This window comes from Tumidithrix elongata BACA0141 (assembly GCF_036349135.1).
GTDB lineage: Bacteria > Cyanobacteriota > Cyanobacteriia > Pseudanabaenales > Pseudanabaenaceae > Tumidithrix > Tumidithrix elongata.
Genome location: NZ_JAZBJZ010000206.1, coordinates 1 through 4222 on the forward strand (window position 1 = coordinate 1; position 4222 = coordinate 4222).

Below are 4222 nucleotides of genomic sequence, written 5' to 3' on the forward strand. Positions count from 1 at the left end.
TTTACTTTATCAGCTTTGCTGCTTTTGTCAATTTACCTAGGTTGAGCAATTACCTGTTTTGTTATTATCTATTATTTCCAAACAAGTCTATTAAACAGAATTTGTGAGATCGCGATCGCGGATGGTGGCTTTCGGTTAGCTTGGGTGGGCATTGTGAATCCAGATAATCAGATGGTAGAGATTGCAGCGGTGGCTGGTGAGGCGATCGAGTACGTTAAAAACATCCAAATCTCTATCGATCCCGCATTGCCCATTGCTTACGGTCCAACGGGTATTGCCATCCGCGAAAAGTATCCTGTGATCGTCAATGACTATTTAGCCGATTCAAGAACTGTATCTTGGCATTCGATCGCGATCGCGCATGGCATTCAATCTAACGTCACCATTCCCCTCCGTATCGATCGGGAAACTATTGGTGCGATCATGTTTTATGCCTCAGAAGTAAATTATTTTGCAGATGACGTGATTGCTTTACTGAACGAGCTAGCCGAAGATCTTGCCATGTCTCTAGCTTTAGCGGATTCCGAAAAGCGCCGCAAAGCCGCAGAAAAAGAAATACGAGAACAGGCATTTCTCTTCCAATCACAATTTGATGCAGGCGTACTCGGTATTGCAATCAGTTCAGTGCAACAGCAGTGGTTACGGGTCAATCGTAAACTCAGCGAAATGCTGGGCTATAGCGAAACCGAACTATGTGGGATGTCTTGGGTAGAAATGACCTATCCTCAAGACCTTGCCGCAAATCTAGAGAAGTTTCAGCGTCTGATCGATGGTGAAATCGATGGGTACGAATTAGAAAAGCGCTTTATTCGTAAAGATGGTTCTCTGGCATATACCCATATGAATGTATCTTGCTATCGTGCCGAAGATCGTTCCGTGCAGTTTTTGGTTTCCTCTTTTCAAGACATCACTAGTCGCAAACAAGCAGAGCGAGCGCTTCAGCAAAGCGAAGAACGTTTTCGCTTGGCAATCATCAACGCTCCCTTCCCGATTATCTTTTATACAAAAGACAATAAAGTATTGGAAATCAATCGAGCTTGGATCGATCAAGCTGGCTATGCCGAGTCTGATATTCAAGAAATCACCGCATGGACTGATCGTTTTTGTTTAGAAAGCTTGCCATTCCTTAATCCCCAAACTGCCGCTTGGCAAACCAACGATCGCCACGAACAAGAAATTGCGATTACTGCTCGTGACGGTTCCCAGCGAATTTGGCGTTTTGGTTCTGCTCTATTACCCTATCCTTTTGAAAGCAATAACTTCACTGCAATTTCAATGGCGATCGATGTTACCGAGCAAAGGCGAGCGGAGCTTGAGTTAAAACTAAGTGAAGAAAGATTTAGACGTGCGATTGTGAATGCTCCCCTCCCCACGATCATTCATGCCGAAGGTGGAGAGGTTTTGCAGCTCAATCAAGCTTGGAGCGAAATAAGCGGTTATAGCCTTGAAGATATCCCCACGATTTCTGCTTGGGTAAAAAAAGTCTATGGAGAGAACCCTGCATCTGTGCTAACCACGATCGAGCAGATTTATGAAATCAATGACATTCGTCATGAAGGCGAGTTTACAATTACCGTACGAGATGGCTCAACTCGAATCTGGGACTTTCACTCTGCGCCTTTAGGTCGCATTGCTGACGGTAGACGGATAATTATTTCAATGGCAATTGATGTCAGCGATCGCAAAGCCAACGAACTAGCCTTGCAAAAGGCAAAGGAACTAGCTGAAGAAGCCAATCGCGCCAAAAGCACCTTTCTTGCCAATATGAGTCACGAACTGCGAACTCCTCTCAATGGCATTCTTGGTTATACTCAGATTTTCTTACTCGATTCTGGCTTTACCGCAAAACAAAAAGAAGGGCTTCAAATTATTTATCAATGCGGGAACCATCTACTCGATCTGATTTCCGAGATTCTCGATCTATCAAAAATCGAAGCGCAAAAATTAGAGCTTTTGCCCAAAAGTATAGAATTCTCTCGTTTTTTGATTGGTGTTGCGCAAATCTGTCGCATTAAAGCCGAAGAAAAAAACTTGATTTTCAACTATGAAGTTTCTGATAATTTGCCCTTGAGCGTGCTTGTCGATGACCAACGCCTGCGACAAGTATTATTAAACCTTTTGGGGAATGCGATTAAGTTTACCGATCGCGGCAGTGTCACTATGAAAGTTGAGGCGATCGAAGCTTGGGAATCTAAAGATTTGGAACCGTTAGAAAGCTTCCATCGATCGCAAATATCACAACCAAACTCGATCGCAAAAATTCGTTTTGAGATCGCCGATACAGGTAAAGGCATTGCTTCCCAAAACTTAGAGCAAATATTTCAGCCATTCGAGCAGGTTGGCGATCGACAAAATCGTCCAGAAGGAACTGGACTTGGACTAGCCATCTCTCAGAAGCTGGTGGCGATGATGGGAGGAAGTCTTAGCGTCGAGAGCCAATTAAATCTGGGCAGTCGCTTTTGGTTCGATCTAGAGTTGCCAGAAATTACGGCTACGATCGCCGCGCAAACTGGTTCTATCCCTACAAGCATTAAGAGCGATCGCGTCATCGGTTATAGGGGGCAAAAGCGCACAATTTTGGTCGTCGATGACCAATGGATTAATCGCAGTGTCCTCAGCAAAATGTTAGAATCTTGGGGTTTTAAGGTCTTAGAAGCGGCTAATGGCGAGCAGGGCATTACGATGGCAACCTCCAATCCTATAGATGCGATTCTTACAGATTTGATTATGCCCGTGCTTGATGGGTATGCCATGACGCAAAAGCTTAGAGAGCTACCAACGTTTCAGAAACTACCCATTATTGCGATCTCTGCCAGTATTTTGCCCATAGAGCAGATTAAAAGTCAGGAAGCAGGCTGTACTGACTTTTTGCCCAAACCAGTTGACACTACAGCTTTATTAGAAAAGCTCAAGCAATATCTTCACCTAGATTGGATCTATGCCAAGAGCCTTTCAGATACAAGATCGCCAGACATAAAATTTGACCAAACTCCTAGCGATCGAAAAATTCCGCCCGTTCAGGAACTCATAACCATCCAAGAGGCTCTTGAGGTCGGAGATTTTCAAGCGATCGAGCAAGAAGCCGAGCGTATTAAACGATTAGATCCTCAGTACCAATGGTTCTCTGTTAGATTAGTAGAACTAACACAATCATTTGATGAAAAAGGTATTTTGCAACTTATAAATTAATTCTATTCATATTAAGAAGGTTTTATGAAAACGGATAAGCCATCGGTTATTTTTATCGTTGAAGATAATCCTGCCAATATTAAAGTATTAGTGCAAATGCTGGACTTATCTGGATATAAGACCTTAATCGCAATGGATGGCAGTAGCGGTATTCAAAAAATCAAGAAAGCGATGCCTTCTCTGATCTTGCTAGACGTTATGATGCCGGGTATAGATGGCTTTGAAACTTGTAAACAACTCAAAGAGTCAGAACTCACCCGCGATATTCCCATTATCTTCATGACCGCTCTAGCAAGCACAGAAGATAAGGTTAAGGGATTTAGTCTGGGAGCTGTGGACTACATTACCAAACCGTTTCAGCAAGAAGAAGTCATCGCACGAATTGAATTACACCTAAAATTGCGGAATCTAGCTCAAGCCCTAAAAGAAGATATTACACAACGAAAATTGGCAGAACAAGCTTTGATGGCGCTCAATCAAGAATTAGAAGATAGGGTAGAACAGCGAACTGCGGCACTCCAGCAAAGCGAGAAGCAGTTACAGCAAACCAACGACCAACTCATGCTCAGTAATCTCGACTTAGCCCGTGCAACCCGTCTTAAAGACGAGTTTTTAGCCAACATGAGTCACGAATTACGCACGCCACTTAATGCGATTCTGGGTCTATCAGAAGCTTTACAAGATGAGGTCTTAGGCGAGTTAAACGATCGCCAAAAGAAATCGTTGCAAACGATTGAGCGTAGCGGTCAACACTTACTGCAATTGATTAATGATATTCTCGATCTTGCTAAAATCGAATCTGGCAAGATCGAACTGCATATTGAAGACACTTTTATAAGCAATCTTTGCAATGACAGTATGACTTTTATCAAGCAGATTGCCCTAAAAAAGAACATTCATTTGATTACACTAATTTCCGATCGCTTTAAGGAAGAGCAAAACAGCAAAATTCAAGTTGATGAGTTGCGGATGCGCCAAGCATTAGACTTGTTTGGAAATAATAGATAATAACAAAACAGTTAGAAGGCGAGAT

At 42.9% G+C, this 4222-nt stretch carries 2 protein-coding genes; both read left to right on the forward strand.

What is annotated here, in order from left to right; genetic code table 11:
* Positions 1 to 66 precede the first annotated feature (66 nt).
* The gene (locus V2H45_RS25195) at positions 67 to 3189 is read left to right on the forward strand and encodes a PAS domain S-box protein (protein ID WP_330486449.1); all 3123 of its coding nucleotides are present in this window, start codon (positions 67 to 69) and stop codon (positions 3187 to 3189) included.
* Positions 3190 to 3213: 24 nt separating this feature from the next.
* Positions 3214 to 4197 carry an ATP-binding response regulator gene (locus tag V2H45_RS25200; RefSeq protein ID WP_330486448.1) on the forward strand — a complete coding sequence of 328 codons (984 nt, stop codon included), beginning with the start codon at positions 3214 to 3216 and terminating at the stop codon, positions 4195 to 4197.
* The last annotated feature ends 25 nt before the right edge of the window (positions 4198 to 4222 follow it).

Excerpts from the sequence above, each read along its gene's own strand:
- V2H45_RS25200 (WP_330486448.1), top strand. The coding sequence starts at position 3,214 with ATGAAAACGGATAAGCCATCGGTTATTTTTATCGTTGAAGATAATCCT.